At 69.8% G+C, this 1,229-nt stretch carries 2 protein-coding genes and 1 pseudogene; 1 reads left to right on the forward strand and 2 read right to left on the reverse strand.

Annotated features, from left to right (window positions below):
• Positions 1-103 precede the first annotated feature (103 nt).
• Positions 104-406, reverse strand: a complete 303-nt coding sequence (locus FRZ03_RS04075) for a ferredoxin (protein ID WP_146463755.1) — start codon at positions 404-406, stop codon at positions 104-106.
• A gap of 123 nt (positions 407-529) precedes the next feature.
• On the opposite strand from FRZ03_RS04075, the gene FRZ03_RS04080 reads away from it, so the two are divergent.
• Positions 530-832: a ferredoxin gene (locus FRZ03_RS04080; protein WP_146463755.1), complete on the forward strand. Its 303-nt coding sequence runs from the start codon at positions 530-532 to the stop codon at positions 830-832.
• Between the two features lie 25 nt (positions 833-857).
• On the opposite strand, the pseudogene FRZ03_RS04085 reads toward FRZ03_RS04080, so the two are convergent.
• Positions 858-1,229: pseudogene (locus FRZ03_RS04085) on the reverse strand (hypothetical protein); the annotation flags it as partial.

Here is a 1,229-nt window from a genome sequence, read left to right on the forward strand (position 1 = left end):
GTGAAAACCCCGGCCGCATGGCACTGGAACGGCAAAGCCTTCCTGCGCACCACCCCGGCCGGGGTCCACAGCGTCTGACGACGCCACGTCCGAAAAACGCGGGTCACTCCGCGTCCGGGCCGTACACCTCCACCCTGTCCAAAACCCTGCGCACATGAATGCACTCACCAGGACACTCCCTGGCCGAGTCCACCACATCCGTGAGCAACGGCAGCGGCACCGGCGTCGCCGCCCCCGCCTCCTGGAGCAGCTCGTCGTCCGCGCCCTTCACATAGGCCAGACCGTCGATGTCCAGCTCGAACACCTCCGGGGCGTACTGGGCACAGATCCCGTCGCCGGTACACAGGTCCTGGTCGATCCAGACCTCCAGCGCCTCACCGGCCGGGGCCTCCTGCTGCACGGTCACCTCTCCTGACATCGGTTCGCCGGACACCCCGGCACGGCACCCTGCCCACCGGGACCGCCCGCCGGGCGGTCCCGGTGGGCAGGGTGCCGTGCCGGGGTGTCCGGCGAACCGATGTCAGGAGAGGTGACCGTGCAGCAGGAGGCCCCGGCCGGTGAGGCGCTGGAGGTCTGGATCGACCAGGACCTGTGTACCGGCGACGGGATCTGTGCCCAGTACGCCCCGGAGGTGTTCGAGCTGGACATCGACGGTCTGGCCTATGTGAAGGGCGCGGACGACGAGCTGCTCCAGGAGGCGGGGGCGGCGACGCCGGTGCCGCTGCCGTTGCTCACGGATGTGGTGGACTCGGCCAGGGAGTGTCCTGGTGAGTGCATTCATGTGCGCAGGGTTTTGGACAGGGTGGAGGTGTACGGCCCGGACGCGGAGTGACCCGCGTTTTTCGGACGTGGCGTCGTCAGACGCTGTGGACCCCGGCCGGGGTGGTGCGCAGGAAGGCTTTGCCGTTCCAGTGCCATGCGGCCGGGGTTTTCACGTCGGGGCAGCAGCTCGGCACGGCGTCGGAGGAGTAGCCGAGCAGGGTGGCGGTGACGGTTCCGGCGTGGATGGCGAGGTCGGTGACGGTGAGCCGTTCCTTGGGGGTGACGAGGGTGGCGACGATGCGGGGGGTGTGGCCGTCGGCGGCGCGGGTGAGGACGTAGACGCCGTCGGGTGGGGTGCCCATGGCGGAGTCGCAGTGGACGGCGGCGACGGTTTCGGGGCGGCCGTCGCCGTCGAGGTCGCCGGTGGCTTTTTTGGCGACGACGGTCTTCTCGGTCGCGGTTCCGGT

The sequence above is a fragment of the Streptomyces misionensis genome (assembly GCF_007896895.1).
GTDB lineage: Bacteria > Actinomycetota > Actinomycetes > Streptomycetales > Streptomycetaceae > Streptomyces > Streptomyces misionensis_A.